Source organism: Acinetobacter lwoffii, assembly GCF_022809915.1.
Lineage (GTDB): Bacteria > Pseudomonadota > Gammaproteobacteria > Pseudomonadales > Moraxellaceae > Acinetobacter > Acinetobacter lwoffii_M.
The window spans coordinates 207,515-226,890 of record NZ_JALGQY010000001.1 but is presented as its reverse complement, the minus strand read 5'-3'; the positions used below and the strand labels follow the sequence as shown (position 1 = coordinate 226,890).

Annotated in this window: 20 protein-coding genes and 1 pseudogene; 13 read left to right on the top strand and 8 right to left on the bottom strand. The window is 43.4% G+C overall.

Annotated features, from left to right (window positions below):
- Nucleotides 1-173: 173 nt before the first annotated feature.
- Together MTX11_RS01095 and MTX11_RS01090 are read left to right on the top strand one after the other, a co-directional pair.
- Nucleotides 174-1,997: an acyl-CoA dehydrogenase C-terminal domain-containing protein gene (locus MTX11_RS01095; RefSeq protein ID WP_243474164.1), complete on the top strand. Its 1,824-nt coding sequence runs from the start codon at nucleotides 174-176 to the stop codon at nucleotides 1,995-1,997.
- Between the two features lie 347 nt (nucleotides 1,998-2,344).
- Nucleotides 2,345-2,554, top strand: coding sequence for a cold-shock protein (locus tag MTX11_RS01090; RefSeq protein WP_004281542.1), 210 nt, complete (start codon nucleotides 2,345-2,347; stop codon nucleotides 2,552-2,554).
- Between the two features lie 77 nt (nucleotides 2,555-2,631).
- On the opposite strand, the gene MTX11_RS01085 is transcribed toward MTX11_RS01090, so the two are convergent.
- A complete protein-coding gene (locus tag MTX11_RS01085) occupies nucleotides 2,632-3,576 on the bottom strand; it encodes an HNH endonuclease (RefSeq protein WP_243474163.1) in 945 nt (314 codons plus the stop codon).
- A gap of 172 nt (nucleotides 3,577-3,748) precedes the next feature.
- Complete coding sequence (hemW, locus tag MTX11_RS01080) at nucleotides 3,749-4,903, bottom strand: radical SAM family heme chaperone HemW (protein ID WP_243474162.1); 1,155 nt, start codon at nucleotides 4,901-4,903, stop codon at nucleotides 3,749-3,751.
- Nucleotides 4,904-5,029: 126 nt separating this feature from the next.
- On the opposite strand from hemW, the gene MTX11_RS01075 reads away from it, so the two are divergent.
- Both MTX11_RS01075 and MTX11_RS01070 read left to right on the top strand, forming a co-directional pair.
- The gene (locus MTX11_RS01075; RefSeq protein ID WP_005108571.1) at nucleotides 5,030-5,488 is read left to right on the top strand and encodes a DMT family transporter; all 459 of its coding nucleotides are present in this window, start codon (nucleotides 5,030-5,032) and stop codon (nucleotides 5,486-5,488) included.
- A gap of 39 nt (nucleotides 5,489-5,527) precedes the next feature.
- Nucleotides 5,528-6,886, top strand: coding sequence for an MATE family efflux transporter (locus MTX11_RS01070; protein WP_085064902.1), 1,359 nt, complete (start codon nucleotides 5,528-5,530; stop codon nucleotides 6,884-6,886).
- Nucleotides 6,887-6,928: 42 nt separating this feature from the next.
- Here MTX11_RS01070 and MTX11_RS01065 read toward each other — a convergent pair whose 3' ends face one another.
- Complete coding sequence (locus MTX11_RS01065) at nucleotides 6,929-7,135, bottom strand: DUF1737 domain-containing protein (protein WP_004281552.1); 207 nt, start codon at nucleotides 7,133-7,135, stop codon at nucleotides 6,929-6,931.
- A gap of 287 nt (nucleotides 7,136-7,422) precedes the next feature.
- Between MTX11_RS01065 and MTX11_RS01060 the strand changes: the two genes are divergently transcribed.
- Nucleotides 7,423-8,721 carry an ABC1 kinase family protein gene (locus MTX11_RS01060; RefSeq protein ID WP_243474161.1) on the top strand — a complete coding sequence of 433 codons (1,299 nt, stop codon included), beginning with the start codon at nucleotides 7,423-7,425 and terminating at the stop codon, nucleotides 8,719-8,721.
- A 96-nt stretch (nucleotides 8,722-8,817) separates the two neighbouring features.
- Nucleotides 8,818-9,069, top strand: coding sequence for a type B 50S ribosomal protein L31 (locus tag MTX11_RS01055; protein WP_004732342.1), 252 nt, complete (start codon nucleotides 8,818-8,820; stop codon nucleotides 9,067-9,069).
- A gap of 89 nt (nucleotides 9,070-9,158) precedes the next feature.
- On the opposite strand, the gene crcB is transcribed toward MTX11_RS01055, so the two are convergent.
- Nucleotides 9,159-9,539 (bottom strand): fluoride efflux transporter CrcB, encoded by a 381-nt coding sequence (gene crcB, locus MTX11_RS01050; RefSeq protein ID WP_243474160.1) that lies wholly within the window; start codon nucleotides 9,537-9,539, stop codon nucleotides 9,159-9,161.
- A gap of 175 nt (nucleotides 9,540-9,714) precedes the next feature.
- Here crcB and MTX11_RS01045 point away from each other — a divergent pair, with 175 nt between their 5' ends.
- Nucleotides 9,715-10,047 carry a HopJ type III effector protein gene (locus MTX11_RS01045; protein WP_005101257.1) on the top strand — a complete coding sequence of 111 codons (333 nt, stop codon included), beginning with the start codon at nucleotides 9,715-9,717 and terminating at the stop codon, nucleotides 10,045-10,047.
- 73 nt (nucleotides 10,048-10,120) lie between these two features.
- On the opposite strand, the gene MTX11_RS01040 is transcribed toward MTX11_RS01045, so the two are convergent.
- Nucleotides 10,121-10,684, bottom strand: a complete 564-nt coding sequence (locus MTX11_RS01040) for a hypothetical protein (protein ID WP_243474159.1) — start codon at nucleotides 10,682-10,684, stop codon at nucleotides 10,121-10,123.
- Between the two features lie 190 nt (nucleotides 10,685-10,874).
- Between MTX11_RS01040 and MTX11_RS01035 the strand changes: the two genes are divergently transcribed.
- A complete protein-coding gene (locus MTX11_RS01035) occupies nucleotides 10,875-11,498 on the top strand; it encodes a class I SAM-dependent methyltransferase (RefSeq protein WP_243474158.1) in 624 nt (207 codons plus the stop codon).
- Between the two features lie 24 nt (nucleotides 11,499-11,522).
- On the opposite strand, the gene MTX11_RS01030 is transcribed toward MTX11_RS01035, so the two are convergent.
- Together MTX11_RS01030 and MTX11_RS01025 are read right to left on the bottom strand one after the other, a co-directional pair.
- A complete protein-coding gene (locus tag MTX11_RS01030; protein WP_243474157.1) occupies nucleotides 11,523-12,101 on the bottom strand; it encodes a hypothetical protein in 579 nt (192 codons plus the stop codon).
- A gap of 26 nt (nucleotides 12,102-12,127) precedes the next feature.
- On the bottom strand, nucleotides 12,128-12,595 hold the full coding sequence (locus MTX11_RS01025) for a Holliday junction resolvase-like protein (RefSeq protein ID WP_004645008.1): 468 nt from the start codon (nucleotides 12,593-12,595) through the stop codon (nucleotides 12,128-12,130).
- A gap of 124 nt (nucleotides 12,596-12,719) precedes the next feature.
- Here MTX11_RS01025 and MTX11_RS01020 point away from each other — a divergent pair, with 124 nt between their 5' ends.
- From MTX11_RS01020 to MTX11_RS01000, 5 genes are all read left to right on the top strand, one after another.
- Nucleotides 12,720-13,364: a ParA family protein gene (locus MTX11_RS01020; RefSeq protein ID WP_004281566.1), complete on the top strand. Its 645-nt coding sequence runs from the start codon at nucleotides 12,720-12,722 to the stop codon at nucleotides 13,362-13,364.
- A gap of 128 nt (nucleotides 13,365-13,492) precedes the next feature.
- Nucleotides 13,493-14,623 (top strand): AI-2E family transporter, encoded by a 1,131-nt coding sequence (locus tag MTX11_RS01015; protein WP_420909220.1) that lies wholly within the window; start codon nucleotides 13,493-13,495, stop codon nucleotides 14,621-14,623.
- Between the two features lie 122 nt (nucleotides 14,624-14,745).
- Nucleotides 14,746-15,288, top strand: coding sequence for a superoxide dismutase family protein (gene sodC / locus MTX11_RS01010; RefSeq protein WP_005108558.1), 543 nt, complete (start codon nucleotides 14,746-14,748; stop codon nucleotides 15,286-15,288).
- A gap of 126 nt (nucleotides 15,289-15,414) precedes the next feature.
- Complete coding sequence (yccS, locus tag MTX11_RS01005) at nucleotides 15,415-17,598, top strand: YccS family putative transporter (protein WP_243474156.1); 2,184 nt, start codon at nucleotides 15,415-15,417, stop codon at nucleotides 17,596-17,598.
- Nucleotides 17,599-17,718: 120 nt separating this feature from the next.
- A complete protein-coding gene (locus tag MTX11_RS01000) occupies nucleotides 17,719-18,015 on the top strand; it encodes a DUF3817 domain-containing protein (RefSeq protein ID WP_004645001.1) in 297 nt (98 codons plus the stop codon).
- 179 nt (nucleotides 18,016-18,194) lie between these two features.
- Here MTX11_RS01000 and MTX11_RS00995 read toward each other — a convergent pair.
- Nucleotides 18,195-19,349 (bottom strand): annotated as a pseudogene (locus MTX11_RS00995) (MFS transporter); the annotation flags it as partial.
- Nucleotides 19,350-19,376 lie beyond the last annotated feature (27 nt).

The window sequence follows — 19,376 nt, the reverse complement described above, 5'->3', positions numbered from 1 at the left end:
AATGTAAACACCTAATGATGAAATTCGATGATTTCATTCATTAGCCTTAAAAATCGATTAGCTTTTCTGACATTTTTATTCACTGAATTCATCAATGTTTTTTTATCCCGAATGTGAATAATCAAAGAATCGATACAGATAATCCAAAACTAATTTCAATCAGGATTAAACGCATGCCAGCATATAAAGCCCCTTTACACGACATTCGCTTCCTTATGAATGAAGTGCTTGACTACCCTGCGCACTACCAGAATTTGTCGAATGGTGAATATGCCGATGCCGACACGGTAGATATGATCTTAGAAGGCGCTGCAGATTTCTGTGAAAATATACTGTCGCCGTTGAATCAAAGCGGTGATGAAGAAGGCTGTCATTTTGAAAATGGCGAAGTAAAAACACCGAAAGGCTTTAAAGAAGCTTACGACCAGTTCGTACAAGGTGGCTGGCAAGGTCTGTCTTATCCTGAAGAATTTGGTGGCCAAAACCTGCCAATGTCTTTAAACCTGATCAAATCGGAAATGATGGGGACTGCAAACTGGTCATTCCAGATGTATCCGGGTTTAAGTGTGGGTTGTATCAACACTATCATGCAATATGGTACCGATGAGCAGAAAAACACGTATCTGCCTCACTTAGTTGCAGGAACTTGGGCGGGCACCATGTGTCTGACTGAGCCGCAATGTGGTACTGACTTGGGTCAAGTTAAGACCAAAGCAGAGCCGAAAGAAGATGGCAGCTATGCGATTTCAGGCACCAAAATTTTTATTTCCGCTGGTGAGCACGACCTGACTGAAAATATCGTACATATCGTACTGGCACGCCTTCCAGATGCGCCGCAAGGTACCAAAGGGATTTCTTTGTTTATCGTACCGAAATTTATTGCTGCTGCAGATGGCGGGATCGGCGAGCGTAATCCAGTGAACTGCGGTTCGATTGAACACAAAATGGGGATTCGCGCCTCAGCAACGGCTGTACTGAATTTTGACAATGCGACTGGCTACCTGATTGGCGAACCGAATAAAGGCTTGCACGCTATGTTCACCTTTATGAACACGGCGCGTATTGGTACTGCGATTCAGGGTATTTGTCATGCTGAATTGTCATTCCAGGGTGCTTTACCGTATGCCAAAGAGCGTATGTCAATGCGCGCCCTGTCTGGCAAAAAAGATCCGGAAAAAGTAGCGGATGCGATCATTCACCATGCTGATGTCCGCCGTATGCTATTGACGCAAAAAGCCATTGCTGAAGGTGGCCGTGCCATGATTTATCATGCAGCAAAAATTGCCGACAACATGAATGATGCTTTGCTGCGTGGCGATACTGCAGCATTTGAACAGCATGATGACCATCTTGGGTTCTATACTCCAATCCTGAAAGGCTTCCTGACCGAAATGGGTTATGAGGCATCAAATCACGGTATGCAAGTCTTCGGTGGACATGGCTATATCAAAGAATGGGGCATGGAACAGATCGTACGTGACTCACGTATCTCTACCTTGTACGAAGGTACTACAGGCGTTCAGGCACTGGATCTGATTGGCCGTAAAGTGCTGTTAACCTCGAAAGGTAAAGTAATTCGTGATTACACTGCTGAAATCCTGAAATTCTGTGGTCAGCATGCACGGAATAAATATATGCGCCGATTTGCTTGGGATTTAACCAAGCTATGTGCACAGTGGAATGCATTAACCGTACGTATCATGCTGGCAGCACGTAAGGACCGTGACATCGTCTCTTCTGCGTCAGTCGATTTCCTGATGTTCTCCGGTTATGTGATGATGGCGTACTTCTGGGCACAGCAAGCCGCAGTCGCTTCAGCCAAACTGGCTTCTGGCGATGGTGCGGAAGTTCCAGAATTCTATAAAGCAAAAATCAAAACTGCTGATTTCTACTTTGAACGTATCCTGCCACGTACCCAAGGTCACGCAGAAGCGATGGTGAATCCATCTAAAACCATGACGGCACTCGCTCCAGAACACTTTAGCTTTGACTACTAAGCTGTAAATTGAGTTAAAAAGGGCGCTTCGGCGCTCTTTTTATTGATGTAGATACCCTTGTTTAACTTAAAAAACCTTTCTGGATAGAAAATATACAAATTTAATTTTATATTTTTCAACATCCTAATAAATTAGCCAAATAAAACGCTTGTATATCTCAAAATAAGCGGTATGATAATCCCAACTAGAAAAATTCTTGTTTTGGTTAGTCTTCTTTTAAGTATCGCAGTTTTAGTCATAAACCTTCGTATTACAGATCAAAAAGCTCCATCCTTTTTATTTTTCAAAGTTACAGTTAGTCATCTGAAATTTTGGCTATAAATTCATACGATTCAATAGGTTATATTATGTCTAATACAGTTAACGGTACAGTAAAATGGTTCAACGAAACTAAAGGTTTTGGTTTCATTCAACAAGAATCAGGTCCAGACGTTTTTGCTCATTTCAGCGAAATCACTGGTTCAGGTTTCAAAACTTTAGTTGAAGGCCAAAAGGTTTCTTTCAGCGTAGCTCAAGGTCAAAAAGGCCCGACAGCTGTAAATATCGTTGCTCTATAATTTAGAAGCAAGATATTGAAAAAAGCACTCTTAGAGTGCTTTTTTTGTGCCTATCATTTCTCTCATACCGCTCGCTTTTAAAGATCATTGGGTTGTTCTAAAAACCGGTGTGCTCTATGCCAGGCTAAAAATACCGGATCAGGGGCAAAACGTTTTGGTACGCCGATTCGTTTACCGTGATAAAGCTTTAAATAGGCGTATAAACTCGCATCTTGCTTGGCTTGATTCGCAAGACACACTTTATGCCCTTTATCTAGCGTGATAAATCCCTGATCGAAAGCTTGATCCAATAAAGAAGATAAACAAATTCCATTACGCGGATTTCTTCTATGTACCTGATTTTCAGACCAAGGTACAATATGAGAAGCCACTAAAAAGGCTTTGGTCTTAATACCAGAGATCGCACATTGATATTGATAATTAAGTTTAACTTGTAAAGCAAATTCCTGGTGTGGCGAACCGCGAACTTTTACATTGGCATATTGATCTTCAACACTATAATCGAGGATTTCTTGACGTAAATGCGTATCTAACAAAGCATCCTGTTTTTCGCCTATTCCTGCTAATTTAAGTAATCGCCAAAAATCATCTGCCGTGATCTCATTCATGCCATATTGTTGAAAAAAATGTTCCCAAGTATTTCCGCGTGGTTTAAAAGTCCATTGAAAATCTTCCAAATCGGACTGCAGAATAGGATCTATAAAACGTATACCATCGATCACTTTCGCAAAGACCGGTTTGGTTCGGCGTTTTTGATGATTTTGAGGAATGGCAGTAGGTGCAATAATCTTGGCTATACGGCCTGCACCATAAAGATAGAATTGATTTTTAATTTCAGAGGCTTTTTGCGGTCGTCGATATAAAAAGAAATCCCCTTCCCTGACTCGATTATATTTAGACTGATCCCAATGATATTCTTGAAAGTCCCGATCTTCATAAACCAGATGATCACTTTTACTATCAAAAATAAAGAATCGGGTATCAGTTAAATCCAGCTGCTGAAAAGCCCATAATGTATCCACCTGTCCACCCTTTAGAAATTATAATATTCATTTAATTTAATCTTTGAATATTCTCAGAAAACTTCTCTCTAAGAAAGCATCAATCAGACTTTAGGCATTTTATTTAAGGCAATAAAAAACCCCCAATAAAATCCTATTAGGGTTTTTTTAAAACAATGGAGAAATTAAATAATTAAAGAAATTCCTCTAACACCGAATTTAAAAAGATATGTCCCTGTTCGGTACATGAAAGCCGGTCTTGATCATCGACCATTAACTTTCTGTCACGTAAAGAGCTCAGTAATTCATGTAAAGTATCTAGACCCAAACCGGTACGTTCTGCATAGAGCTTGGCTTCCACACCCTGATTTAAACGTAACGCATTCATCATAAACTCAAAAGGCAGGTCAGCATCTTCAATCCGCTTAAACTGCAGATGTTCAGCAGGTACTTTGGCTAAGTAGTCTTTAGGTAAACGGGTTTTCTGGAACCGATACACGCCATCCGGCTGAGTGACTTTGCCGTGTGCTCCGGCACCAATTGCCAGATAATCACCAAACTGCCAGTAATTCAGATTATGCGCGGAAGGCAATTCTTTGCGCCAAGCCGAAACTTCATAGTTGATAAAACCCTGAGCTTTTAAGTAGAGCTCACCCTGCTCCTGAATATCTTCCAATACTTCATCGACAGGCAAAATCGGTTGAGTCCGGAAAAATACCGTATTGGGTTCAATCGTCAACTGATACCAGGAAATATGCGTAGCACCCTGTTCTACCGCCAGTTTTAAATCATGTAAAGCCTGTTCTAAAGTCTGTTCCGGTAAACCATGCATCAAGTCGACGTTAATGCGCTGAAAGCCAGCTTCACGTGCCAGCCCAATGGCAGAAATCGCATCTTCATTGCTGTGAATCCGTCCCAAACGCTTGAGATGCTCGGTATTAAAACTCTGCACCCCAATTGACAAACGATTAATGCCGGCCTGCAAATAACCGGCAAACGGATCATGTTCGACCGTACCGGGATTGGCTTCCAGCGTAATCTCACAGCCTTCGGCAAAGGGAATAACGGCTTTGAGCTGATCAAATAACCATTGATAGCCTGGGGCAGAAATCAGTGACGGCGTCCCCCCACCAATAAAGACACTGCGAATCTGCCGGCCTTGGGCAAAACTGACCTGAGTTTTAAAGTCTTCCACCAGTGCTCGTAAATATTCCTGTTCCAATTCCAGTAATAATTGACCATCCGGAACCGCATGCGAATTGAAGTCACAATAAGGACATTTGCGCACACACCAAGGCATATGAATATATAAGGACAAAGGGACAGCAGCAGGATTCAATTCAGCCAAAGAACTACTCAAAAACGATTACAAGATATAGCCGAATTTTAACATGACTCGGCGGCAACACTGCTAAAATTAAATTTGATCGTGTGATATGCCTAAAAATTTAAATAGAATTAGTCAGTTAAAATTATGAAAATATCTTCTCAACTTATTATTTTACTTCCTTTGGTTTTTGCAATCGGTGTTTTATTGACACTCCAGACCGCAATTAATACACAACTAAAAGAATATTTATATTCTCCTATTCAAGCTGCATTTTTTTCCTTTTTGATTGGTACAATAGTGCTCGCCGTAATCGTACTTTTTCAGTCCAATCCCAAACCCGGTTTACAGGAACTGATGAGTGTTCCCTGGTATTTATGGCTCGGGGGCATCGTGGGTGTATACGCGATTAGCATGAGCATTTATGCAGCGCCCAAACTTGGCTTTCTGGTTCTTAGCGGTCTCATTATTTTTGGTCAGATGGTGATGTCGATGCTGGTCGATCATCTGGGATTATTGGGTAATGAAAAAATGCCGATTAATTGGCAACGTCTTTTAGGCGGCGTGGTAATTTTTATTGGTGTGCTTCTCACTTTACAACGCTAAACCTTCTATTTAAGCACATGATCACGATGAGTAATTTTTGTGTCGAATGTTTCACCAGTCACAACCTTTGGTTTTGAATTAAAAAAACTGTTTCATCTGATGTTACCCATTCTGGTGACCCAATTTTCTCAGGCTGGTCTGGGTCTGATTGATACCATTATGGCCGGTCACCTGTCTGCTACCGATCTTGCCGCGATTGCCGTCGGAGTAGGACTCTGGATTCCGGTGATGCTGCTGTTTAGTGGCATTATGATTGCCACGACGCCTTTGGTTGCTGAGGCCAATGGCGCACGCACACCTGAAAAAATTGCCACCATTGCACGTCAATCGCTTTGGGTTGCCCTGATTCTTGGGGTAATTGCCGGCTTGATTTTGCAACTCTTGCCGGCCACTTTGCCACTTTTAGGTGTACCGGAAAGCTTACAACCTAAAGCCGGTTTATTTCTGCATGCGATTGGTTTTGGTATGCCAGCGGTAACCATGTATGCGGCCTTACGCGGCTATTCTGAAGCGATTGGAAATCCGCGTCCGGTGACCGTGATTAGTTTATTGGCGCTGGTCTTGCTAGTTCCGCTGAACTATATCTTTATGTATGGTATTGGCCCTGTTCCGGCCCTAGGCAGTGCAGGCTGTGGGTTTGCCACGGCGATTTTACAGTGGCTAATGGTCATCACCCTCGCGTTGTATATCTTTAAAAATAAGGCCTATCAACGTACCCAGCCTTTTACCCATTGGGAAAAAATCAACCCGGAATGGATGAAGCGCATCTTACAGCTTGGCTTTCCAATCGGATTGGCAATTTTTTTTGAGGTCAGTATTTTCAGTACTGCTGCAATTGTGCTGAGTCCTTTGGGTGAGACCATTGTCGCTGCCCATCAGATTGCTATTTCTGTCACTTCACAACTGTTCATGATTCCCATGTCACTGGCGATTGCCCTGACCATTCGGGTTGGCACCTACTATGGTGAACAGAACTGGCAAGCCATGCGTAAAGTACAATATCTCGGCCTGATTACTGCCACTATTCTGGCGATCCTGACCATGATTCTGCTTTGGGTTTTCCGCAATGAAATCGTAGCACTCTACACCTCAGATCTGATCGTGACCCAAATTGCGGTGTATCTGATTCTGTTTGCCATTGCCTATCAGCTGATGGATGCGTGGCAGATCAGTGCGGCAGGTTGTCTGCGCGGCATGCAGGATACCAAGGGGCCAATGTGGATTACCATGCTGGCTTACTGGGTCATCGCCTTCCCGGTCGGGGTGTATTTGTCCCGCTTTACCGACATGGGCGCCGCCGGTGTCTGGGTTGGCCTGATTGTAGGCCTCAGCGTAGCTTGTATACTTTTATTGGGCCGTTTATATGGCAATAATAAACGCTTAAGTCTAAACAACTAAACACTTTTATTTGATTAATTTAAGCTAGAAAATGCGCTGAGATTAAAGATCCAGCGCATTTTTTAATCCTTGTGGAATCTCAGATTCATCCACTACATCTTTAATCACCACCTGCCCCACAATTACATCCGTACCATTAAAAGTCATGGTGGGTGAACCATATAGCTCATAACCTTCATTTAAGGCACGGGTCACCCGCGCACAAAAATGTACATCATCTTTCCCGGTAAAATATCGATAGACTTTCATTGAATTTTCTTCATTACTATACTCTGTTTATTCTAAGCTTTTAGCTATAAAACAACATTCAGAATTAGTACTCGGTCTTATCTAAAACGATGACGGATTCCGGCATATTCTTATAGTTTAAACGCAAGCAATAAAGATAAATCTTTTAACAAATCAAAGATGATGCATTAAACATGGAGAAGCTGAAGGAAATCACAACACAACCTCTACAATTAAATCTAGGCAATTGAACCGTTGTCACCTATGATCAAATACATCCATTCATAGTTGGTTTCAAGGAATCTCGCATGGCAAAAACGGCTAGCACGCCCGGTCGTCGCTTTATGAAACTTGCCGGAATGACCGCAAGTATTGCAGGTAAAACCCTCTCCAATTCCATTAAAAATTTAACTGCCGATGACGAGCAGAAAAACACTGCACGCAGTAAATTATTTCAGGATATTGGTGTGCAGATTGCGGATACCTTGGGGGAAATGAAAGGCGCAGTCATGAAAGTTGGCCAGATCGCCTCTCAATATAAAGATGTTTTCCCGCCCGAAGTCGCTAAAGCCATTGCCAAGTTACAGCGTCAGGCGCCACCGATGCCGTTTAAAGAAATTCAGGCACAAGTGGAAAAAGAATTGGGTAAACCTTTACAGCAACTTTTCCAGCAGTTTGATGAGCAGCCATTTGCCGCGGCCTCGATTGGTCAGGTGCATAAAGCCACCCTACCGAATGGCCAGCAAGTTGTGGTCAAGGTGCAATATCCTGGTGTGGATGAAGCCTGCGAAAGCGACCTGAAACAAGTTCGTCTGGCACTGCGCATGATGGGCGTCTTAAAGATTGACCGTAAACTTCAAGATCAATTATTTAAAGAAATTCAGCACAGTCTGGACAATGAGCTGAACTATGAAATTGAAGCCCAGAATCTGGAAATCGCCCGTGCCTTCCATGAGCCTCTGGACAATAAAATTGTGATTCCGAAAGTGTTTCATGAGTATTCATCGCGACATATTTTGACCTTAAGCCAAGAGCTTGGTGAAAGTATCGAAACTGCCAGCACTTGGCCACTCGAAACCCGAAATGCTTTAGGCCGCCGCCTCTTGCGCGCCATTGGTCAGGAAATTTTTTATCTGAAACGCTTTCACTGTGACCCGCATCCAGGCAACTTTGCATTTCGTGAAGATGGCTCTGTGATTGTTTATGACTATGGTGGCGTCAAAACCTTATCGACTGAAGTGATTGGACATTTTAGGGAACTGATCCATGCTGCACGCGAGAAGAATATTCCCGTGATCGAGCAACAGCTGGATGCGCTGCATTCCTTGACTGAAACTGGAAAATTCCCGAAAGAATTATATGAACAGTGGCTGGAAGTGCTCATGCGTCCTCTGGTCACTGACTATGATTTTGCCGAAAACTCAGCGCATCATGATGGGATGGAGTTGCTGAAACCTTCGTTGAAATATTGGGATGTATTTAAGCCCTCTCCTGATACCTTGATGGTGAATCGCACAATTTCAGGACAATACTGGAACCTGATTCATCTCAAAGTACATGATGATTTAAGTGATGTATTTGAAGAACTGGTACCGAGTCGAAGCTAAGTTGAGACGATAGGCTTACACGCTGTAACCCTAGATTACTTGAAATATCAAATGTTACATTATAACATTTAATCAAGAATCATGAGGAAGTTAGATATGCGTTCAGATATCCATCCCGAGTATCGTGAAGTGTTATTCCATGATACCAATGCCGATGCCTATTTCGTGATTGGCAGCACGATGAACTCGAGCCAAACTAAAGAATATCAAGGTAAAACATATCCTTATGTAACACTAGATATTTCGAGTGCATCACATCCTTTCTATACGGGTGAGCAACGTCAGACCAGCAATGAAGGACGTGTGGCAAGCTTTAACAAACGTTTTGGCCGCTTTAAACGGGGCTAAAACCGAAAAACCTCGGTTATCTTAAGATTTAAATCGTGGTTTATGTCAGGAAATGACCTCCAATTTCCTGACTTTTTTATGCGCTTATTTTAACTCTGTGCCAACACGAGTGAAGTGAAATAAAAGCCCAGTGCCAGAACAATAATGCCGACAATTAAGCTGGATAATGCATATAACAGCGCTAGGCCCATAGCACCTTGCTTGAATAACAAAAAGCTTTCCAGACCGAAACTGGAAAATGTGGTAAAACCACCGAGAATTCCCACCATTAAAAACAGACGAGCTTCTTGTTGGAGTACTGGATACTTTTGGCTACAGGCAAAAAAAATCCCGGCACATAAACAGCCCAGAATATTGATCCACCAGGTGGGCCAAGGAAATTGCATTTGTGGTTTGAACAGCCAAAGTCCGGCTGCATAACGCAGACTGGCACCGATTGCCCCACCCATTGCCACCCAAAGCCAGCCCATATTTTTTTCCTGTTCTATTTATTGATCAAGTTTATTTTATCCAAAGTTTCATATTCATCATGGATAATTTTCACTGTTATCTTGAACCGAAAATCAATGAAATACCATGGAACTTCGCAAGAAAATTGCTATATTTATTGCATCCAATTTTCATGAATGGCACAGGAAAAACAGCATGGCACAGGATTTATTGGCCCAGTTGGCAGCAGGCGAAGCAAAATTTGCAGATGTGATTACTTATATCGAATCGCGTTATACGCATACACCGACTGCATTTAAAAATGGCCAGCAGAATAATGCGGCCACAGAAAACCAGGGCAGCGCCAAAGTCTTTTCTTTTGCACAATTAAATGGTCTGGATCAGGCACAGACCTTAAGCCTGTTTGCTGAGCATTATGCTTCTGTACTGGCGACGCCAGAGGCGACTGATCATCAGAATATCCGCCAGTTTATGCTCAATGGCTGGGATGGAATTGCCTTTGAAGGTCAGGCTTTAACTGCGAAGTAAGTCCTAAGCAGATAAAAAAACCGCTCATCAGAGCGGTTTTTTATGAGACTCGGAAACATGCATGAAGCTGGCTTTAGCTCTTAGCGACTTTTTCAATCCACTTAATAGAACTGACGCGGAAAACTTCACAGGCACCATCACCCGTATCGGTCGGAGTTAAGGATGATTTCCAGACCAGATCTTTGTCACGCACTTCAACCAGTTCCCCCTGCATACGCACCAGATCGCCACGCTTTACCTTTTTAATTGCCTTGGCAATTTCAGGATTGGCAGGAATAATGTGCATATTGGACACCATCTGCTTGGCTTGTTCTACCGGCACTGGCACCCGATCCATTTTCCAGTTCAAATAACGATCAAATTGATTGACCGTGATATGTCGAGCAATTTCAGGCTCAGCAAACAGCCCCCAACTGACTGCATAATCAATTGGAGAGAATTTGGCTTGCGGGTCAGAACTATAAACCTTTGAACCCAGAATACGAAAATCACCTTTAAAAGGCTGCAAGACCGAAATTGACTGGCCTTTAACGACGGGAGGCAAGCCTTTGGCAATATTGTGGTCGACCGAGCTATAACCCGAAACAGGCAGCAACAGGCTGGCCAGCAAAGCATAATGTTTAAAGTGTTTGAGCATAATTTTAATCTAATCCTAATCAAGTTGATCAAACGTTTTAAGGATATCTTCCTTGATCTTACGGATTTTTTAATGAATAAACAGTTGAACTTGGTAACAAACTGCACGTATTTAGTCAGCTCGAGATATGCCTGTCATTTTATTTTTCAGTTAAGCTAGAACGTATTTCCATCAAATTAAAATAACTCAAATGCTGTATAAACTTTATCAACAACATATCTTTCCGCATCTGCTGAATCAGGTGATGCAAACACCATCCCTGATGGACTTGCGTCGTGAATTGCTTTTGGACATTTCAGGTGAAGTGCTGGAAATTGGTTTTGGTACCGGCTTGAATCTGCCTTTTTATCAATCGGTTGATAAGGTCTATGCGCTGGAACCAAACCCGGCTATTTTCAAACTGGCAGAAGCGCGAATTCAACAGGCAGGGTTTCAGGTTGAGCATATTCAGGCCAGCGCAGAAGCTTTGCCTTTTGCCGAAAATAGTGTGGAAAATATTGTATCGACCTGGACGCTTTGTAGTATTGCAGAGCTACAACATAGCCTGCAGGAAATTTACCGTGTGCTACAACCGGGTGGGACTTTACATGTGGTCGAACATGTCCTGAATCGACAAAATTTAAATATTCAGCGTCTGCAACATTTACTCACTCCCATTCAAAAGAAAGTCGCAGATGGCTGTCATCTGAATCGGGATATTGAAACCGCCTTGCTGGAAACCGGCTTTGAAATAGAAACCTTAAGTTATGTAGATGCCGAGGGTATTCCGAAGATTGGCCAACGCATGTTGTTAGCACGATTTCGTAAACCATAGAGCTAATTCACTACTATTTTGTATTTAGTGCTGGTGGACGTGGGTTACTTGCAGCAACTGACAATGAGCACCATATTCAGAGCCTGTCCCAACCCGGAATTCTTGTCCAGTCGTGCCTGAATGAACTGTCACCAGATCACCCGTGAGCGTGATTTTCTGCCCCGATTTTAGCCGGCGAATCTGATCGGCAATTTTTTCGGTGGCAGCAATCAGACTGAAATGCTGCACATGCGTATTGACGAAGTCACGCTCCGCTTTACTGATTTTTCCTTCGAGCTGATAGCAGCGTTTTGCTTCATCAAACTCTAATTTTGCCTGCATGTCGGGCATCGGCTGAGTCAGCAACAGCACATCAATATTACTGAGATAGGCCAGATCATTAAAATACCCAACCACTGGGCTGGCCTGATGCAGCACCCGACGATCAGGTTTCACGAAACGGTGATCATGCACAATATAAGTCGCTGATATACGCTTGACCGGTTCTACTTTAAAGTTTTTAAGTACACCTTTTTCTTGCAGATGCGGAATGGCACGAAAAAACTCATTCCAGACCCAGAGTCCAAGCATAAACAGCAGCGCAGTGATCAGTAATTTTTGCATAACTTTTATTCTTCACCGGATTTTGGTCAATCCTGAAAATCAATCCGAATGGTTTCAAAACGTACCCGCCCTTCCTGAACCGCTCGGGCAATGGCTTGCTGGCCTTTGGTCAGACGTGCTCCGCCACTTTTAATGTCAATCAAAACCACTTCAATATCTTCAGCGTCGCCTTCACCATCACGAAAATCGGTATAACCATCAAAGACCACATAATCCACCGGATCGCCCAGAAACTTGGCATCACTCGGCAGATATTGAAATTCCGGCATGATCGGCGCGAGCTGTTCCGCCATTTTGCCTTTGAGAACGGCACGGCTGGTATTCACGCTGCGTTTTTGCGCGGCAATAAGGGACTGCTGATGCTCCAGTTCCAGCTCGGCAATATATTGCTCATATTCGGCCTTGATCCGCCCATTACGCGTCTGACTTAAAATAATAGTGGTCAATACCACCCCGATACATGCGCCAATCAGCATGGCCATCCATATGGACATTCAATCTTCCTAATTTGCCTGATTTTTATAGCATCGCATTCGACTGAAGTTGAGGACTTCGGCCATTTGCATACTTGAAAAGAATGATATGCTAGGCCGGAACAGAATAAAATCACCTTGAGTCATGAAAACAATTTTAGTTGCGAATCAGAAAGGCGGTTGTGGCAAAACCATGACAGCCATTAGTTTGGCGTCAGCACTCGCACAAAAGGGTTATAAGGTGGCATTGGCCGATGCCGACAACCAGAAATCAACATTGCAATGGCTCAAGCATCGTCCGGCACAGGCAGCGCAGATCCAAAGTCTGGACTGGCGCAATAGCAAGTCCATTGGTGATGCGCCGAAACAGATCGAATACCTGATTATTGATGCACCAGGTGCTTTGACCGATGATCATGCCGAACAGCTGATCAGTGAAGCACATGCGATTATCATCCCGATCCAGCCTTCTTTTTTTGATATCGATTCGACCCGCCGTTTTCTCAAACATTTGCAGGACATCAAACGCATCCGTAAGGGCAAGGTTGAAATTTTACTTTTGGCCAATCGCACCAAAGCAAATGCAGCCAGCAATCAGGACATACAGCAGTTTTTTGACAAGATCGACCAGCAGCCAGTGGCCTGGATTTCGGAACGTGCCCCTTATAGCCGACTGGCTATGGAAGGCCTGTCCGTCTTTGACAAACCTCAGAAAATCTATCGGGAGCTGCAGGCTCAATGGCAACCGGTACTGAATGCCATTATTGATGATCCGAGTCAGTGGTTTTGAGTCAATCATCTGAATCGCGGTGTAGCTTTGGGAAAATAATCTCGCTACTTGGCTAGCTATCATTTTCGATCGCTTTTTTTTCAGTTAATATGCCTGAACACGACCTAAAAAATGAGTCATTAAATTCAGTGCAACAGTACGCGCCTACATTACAAAAAGTCTTATTATTTGGATTGTTCTTTATCCTGATTTTTTTGAGTTTTCATATACTCAAGTATTTCATCATTCCTGTAGTTTGGGCAGCCATTATTGCCTATATGACTTGGCCCTTGTATCAATCGGTGTTACGCCTATGCGGCAATCGACCGACATTAAGTGCAACCGTAATGATCTTGGCCGTGATTCTGGTCTTTGGTCTGCCGTTTATTTTCGCCATTTTCATGCTGCAGCACGAAGGTCGTAACCTGTATTTTGAATTGCAGCGACAGGTCTTTTCCGGTCACCTGAATGTCCCTGATTTTATTCGCGGGCTTCCGATTGTCGGCAAGGAAATTACCCGAACCTTAAATGAAATTAACACTGATCCGCAGAGTATTGCACTGTCGATATCGACCTGGATTCAAGGCCATCTGAATTACGGCAAAGTGGTGTTGAATGAAGTTAGTAAAAACATCTTTAAATTATGTTTTGCGATACTTTCGCTGTTTTTCTTCTACCGTGATGGTCAGACCATTTTAAATCAGGTGCGTAAAGCCTTTGAAATGGTGGTAGGTCCACGTGTACATCATTATTTTTCCACCATTTCTGCGACTACACGTGCCGTAGTATATGGCGTCGGTTTGACCGCAATTGCACAATCCTTATTGGCTGGTCTGAGCTATTTTGTTGCAGGTGTGCCGAATCCGATGGTTTTAACCATTGTGACCTTTATTTTTGCCCTGATTCCCTTTGGCCCACCTCTCGCCTATAGTGCGGTGGCGCTATGGCTGTTTTCACAAGGACAAACCATTGAAGCCATTGGGGTCATGGTCTGGGGTGTCTGTATTGTCAGTACTGCCGATAACGTCATTCGTCCACTGGTGATTTCTGGCGCAACCCAGATTCCTTTCCTGCTGATCATGTTTGGAGTCTTGGGTGGTATTGCCAGCTTTGGTCTGGTCGGGGTGTTTATTGGCCCGGTGATTCTGGCTGTGCTGCTTGCAATCTGGCGTGAATGGTTACATGAAAGTAATCTGAATGAACCTTTAATGATGCCTAAAGCCACCATGGCACATGAGATTGATCCGGAAACACAAGACACACCGCCCAACGCACCTTAAAGCATAGATAGAATCGACTTAAACAAAACAAAACATTTAAGTACTGATTCTATATAGAGCTTCTGATCTTGCTCTGTTTAAATGAATCCACAAAACAGAATAAAGATCAGGATGCCAAAATCATGTCTTCATTGTTTAAAATTACGACACTTTGCGCGTTAAGCGCCGCACTTTTTACCGGTTGTGCATCAACCTCCCCATCAAATGAAGTGGTCAGAGCAGTGACTGTGAATGCTGTAAATGCTCAAGGTGTGGGCCAAGAGATTGGGACCGTATTACTCAGTGACAGCCCAGCCGGTCTGGTCATTCGTACCAACCTGAAACAACTTCCTGCGGGTGAACGCGGTTTCCATATTCATGAAAATGGTTCATGCGCGCCTGCCATGAAAGACGGCAAGATGGGTGCAGCACTGGCTGCAGGTAGCCATTACAATCCAAATCAGGCACCGCATCACGGTACACCAGTGACAGGTCACTTAGGTGATTTACCCGCATTGAAAGTCAATACAGATGGAACTGCACGTGTCACCCTGCTTGCGCCACGTCTGAAACTGGCTGATGTTCAGGGTCGTGCCATTATGGTTCATGCCGGTGGCGACAACTATTCAGACAACCCATTACCCTTGGGCGGCGGCGGTGAACGTATTGCCTGTGGTGTGATCTAAACACCTTCATGCCAATGACTCAATAGAAAAACGGGCACTATGCCCGTTTTTTATAGACATTTCCTTTATTTTGGCGTCTAAATTGCATTCAGAACTTTGCGTTTTTACTTCCCGGATTCTGTCCTTGTGAATGCTGCCCGACCTGCGACTGCTACTTTTGTTAAAATTATAAAACCTGTCCTGCTGCCCTTTCAGTCTAGTGCGCTGATGACTTATTGCCTGCAGATCCTGCTGGTGTTTTTAGGTACCACTTTCGGTCTGAAATTTCTGGGTTATGAGTTCTTGACCGTTCCAGTAACTTTAGGGGCAATTGCCACGGCACTGACTGATTTTGATGACCGGCTAAGCCTGCGTTTGCGCAACCTGTTACTGGTCATCATTCTGTTTTTTAGTATCAGCAGCATTCTGGAATTTCTTGCTCCACATAAATTCTGGTTTGCACTGTGGCTATCCCTGTCGAGTGCGCTGTTTATTCTAATGGGTGCATTAGGCCAACGTTATGCCACAATTTCATTTGGCACCATTTTACTGTCAATCTATACCATGTTCGGCCTGGGCGAATATCAGCACTGGTATGAACAGCCGCTTTATTTTGTCATTGGGGCGCTATGGTACGGCCTGACGTCTATTCTATTTTTTCTGCTGCGTCCTACTTTGCAGGTTCAGGAAAATCTCGCACAAAGCTTGCAGCACATGTCGGATTTACTGCTGAGTAAAGCCAAACTGTTTGATCCAGACCAGCATCCAAATGTTGAAACCCTGCTCTATGAGTTGTCACTTAAAAATACTTTAGTCATTCAGAGTTTTAACCGTAGCAAAGATTCGCTATTGACCCGACTCAAAGCTTCGCGTGCCAATCGTAATACCATTTACTGGCTGAATCTGTATTTTTTGATGCAGGATATTCATGAACAGGCCACCGCGAATTATCTGCATTATGAACAGATCGAACAGCATTTTAGCCGCACTGACCTGATTTTCCGGATTCAGAAAAATATCCGTCTGCAAGCCCTTGCCTGTCAGCATCTGGCAGAATGTGTATTGCGCAATGAAAAATTTTATCTGTCTGCAGATGATGAACTGGCATTAAAACATTTACAGGAGTCGATGCAGGACTGGATTGCCCAACACCCACAGAATATTGAAGTTAAAAATTTACAGCTTATTCTGACCAATCTGCTCAGTGTACATGAACAGTTACAACACCTGCATGATCAACATGCTCTGTATAAGCCACGCTATCAGCAGCATTTTGATGACCTGAGCCTGTTTGATGATGATATTCGCGATAGCACAGATCTCTGGCTGAAACTCAAACCGCACTTAAGTCCGCAATCGGCACTCTTTCGGCATGCCGTGCGGATTGCCATTGTATTTCTAGTCGGCTATGTCATTTCATTATTACCCTTTGCGAAAAATGGCTACTGGATTTTATTGACCAGCCTGTTTGTCTGTCAGATCAGTTATTTTGCCACCAAAAGCCGGCTCAAATTGCGGACTCTGGGAACATTATTAGGGGTCATGCTGGGTGTTCCCATTCTGTATTTTGTACCAAGTATCGAAGGACAATTGCTGCTGACAGTGATTTTTGGTGTCGGTTTTTTCTATCTGCGTTCCAAAAAATATGCCATGGCAACCCTCATGGCGACCTTGATGGTACTCCTGATTTTCAACCTGAAAGGTGCCGGTTATGCCATTATTTTACCGCGTATCATTGATACCCTCATAGGCTGTCTGATTGCCTGGATGGCAGTAAGCTGGATCTGGCCTGACTGGAATTTCCGTAATATTTCCAGCAATATTAAAAAATCATCGCTTGCTACACTGAACTATTTTGCTGCAGTGGTCGAGCAATATCGAAACGGTAAAGATAACAGTATTGCTTACCGGACTGCACGGCGTCTGGCCCACAATGCACAGATTGATTTATCCAGCATGATTTCAAGTCTGAGTACCGAACCGAATCCAGATCCGCAACTGGTCAAAAGTGCCTTTCGCTATCTGGTCTATAGTCATAGCCAACTCAGTTATATTGCAGCATTGGGGAGTCACCGTGAGCAGGTTACTGATACACAAATTCTGGATTTAATGCACTGGTGCCAGCAAACCTTAACTGGGGTATTGCTGCAACAACAGCCTTTAGATACCTACGACATCGATCATAAACTGGCAGAAATTCAACGCTTAAGTACCCAGGAAAACCAGTCAGCACATCTGCTTTTGGTGTTGAAACAGATCAGTTTATTGTTGGAAACCTTACCGGAATTACTAAAATTACGTCATGAATTATTAGGTGCCGAGATTAAATAACCAACTGCCTTACTTGGTTATAACTTATTAAAAATATTGAATATATCTTTATTATTAAGATTCAATATTCAGGTGATATTCGGTACACTCAGAACTAATTCGGTTAAATCAATATGTATTATGAACATCAAAACTTTGCGTCTGGTCGGTTTGCTTGAAGGGATTTCATTCCTGCTGCTGTTATTTATCGCGATGCCAGTGAAATATATGATGGATAATCCGATTCTGGTGAAATATGTCGGCATGGGTCATGGCGTACTGTTTGTGCTATTTCTGGTGGTGTTATTTGCGGTATGTGAAAAACAGAAATGGTCTCTCAGCATGTTTGTGATGGGTTTAATCGCTTCGATTCTACCTTTCGGTCCATTCCTGTTTGATATGAAACTGAAGAAGCTGGAACAGCCCGCTGAAGCTTAATTGTAGAATCCTAATATAATTAGATCAGTCAAAAGAAAATTATCTCTCCCTTTGGGAGAGAGTTAGAGAGAGGGAACTTATTAAATACTTAACCTCACCCTAGCCCTCTCCTAAAAGGAGAGGGAAATTCAATACTGAACATATGATTTCAATAATTTATAATTTCCCTTAATAAGGAATCAAAACTCCCCACGCTCCTGTCTTTCCAGCATTAACTGTTTGAGTTGCATGCGTGGCAAAGTAAACCACAGTGCAATCAGAATCAAAGAGGCAACACAATAGGCCCAAATATCATAGGCTTCATATGCCATTCGTACTGCTTCAATCACTACAAAAAAGCTGAGCATCAGGATAATAGAAACCGTCGCGGCCACCGTGCCTTTGGACACTTCAGAAGACATCAGTGCAAAACGGTACAGTACCGAAAAACTTACACCCTCACCGAGACTGATACAGGTGGTACCGATAATCAGGCAATGGACAAAATACTCTGGAATCAATAAGCCCAACATCAATAAACCTGCACCTAACAGCATCAATGGCAGACCCAATAATACGGTTTTACCCAGCGGCATTTTATCGATAATTTTCAGCAAAATCAGATTACCTGCAATCAGGCCGCCCAAGACTGGAAACTGCGCCAGACCATATTGCACACTACTTAATCCAAATTGCTCGACCAGAATCACCGGTGACAAGGCAATCCATAACATCAAAGGCAAACTCACCAAAGGCAAGGCTACAGTCATGATCACAAAGCGTTTATTTTTTAGAACCTGTTTAAAGTCATCCAGAATATAGCTGACCGGCTGTCTGGGAATACTGACTTTCAGATTTGGCATTTTGGCTTTTAGGCCGAACCAGCTCAGAAATGACAGAAATGCAATGCCGATAAAACCCCAATGCCAGGAGATATGATCAATCATAAAGGCACCCAGCACTGGTCCTAGCAAGGGTGCCAGCAAAGACACATTGGCCATCAGTGCCATGACTTTGATGGCATCACGTTCTTCAAAGCTTTCCTGAATGGCGGCATAACCTACAGCAGTAATAAAGGACAGGCCAAAGCCCTGTAAAAAGCGCAGGAATAAGAAACTTTCGATATTGGGTGTCAATAAAATGGCCAGACAACTGAGGGTAAAAAATGCCACACCGCCGAGCAGTACCGTTTTACGTCCGAGACGATCGGACAATGGCCCCAAGATCGCTGCGACAAATGCCCCGCCCAACAGGAAAAAGGACATGGAGGATGGTGCCCATGAACTACTCACGCCAAAATCACGGGTAATCGCCAGCATGGCCGGTTGAATCAGGTCATTACAGATATAGACTGTAAGCGTCCGCTGAACCCCATGCCTATT